Source organism: Citrobacter sp. Cb041, assembly GCF_030336655.1.
GTDB classification, from domain to species: domain Bacteria; phylum Pseudomonadota; class Gammaproteobacteria; order Enterobacterales; family Enterobacteriaceae; genus Citrobacter; species Citrobacter braakii.
The window spans coordinates 1-344 of record NZ_JAOWDD010000003.1 but is presented as its reverse complement, the minus strand read 5'-3'; the positions used below and the strand labels follow the sequence as shown (position 1 = coordinate 344).

The window sequence follows — 344 nt, the reverse complement described above, 5'->3', positions numbered from 1 at the left end:
GTCTCTGCCTGTACAAAATCACCCTCACAGATTATTTATCGATTTGATGATAATCGTTATCTGGAACTGATCGGATATGATTGTGAAGGATATGTTGTTTATCATGATATAAAAAGAAATATTCATAAGTCAATTTATAGCAACCCAATATACATGGTATTTACGGGAGAATATATTCATCCTTCAGAACAGTATATTCTGGTGCCTGAATGGGAACCTGGGGCATATAAAATATCTAAAGACTATGGGCAAACATGGCAGGTCGCATCTTATATGTCCCCATTTCAGGGGCAAGAGAGAAATTCAGAGGGGAATATGGTCGACAGACCGGAGGGAAAAGAAAT

At 37.8% G+C, this 344-nt stretch carries 1 protein-coding gene; it reads left to right on the top strand.

Annotated features, from left to right (window positions below):
* Positions 1 to 344: T6SS immunity protein Tli3 family protein (locus OGV52_RS00015; protein WP_502873804.1), on the top strand; the 344-nt coding region annotated here is incomplete at both ends.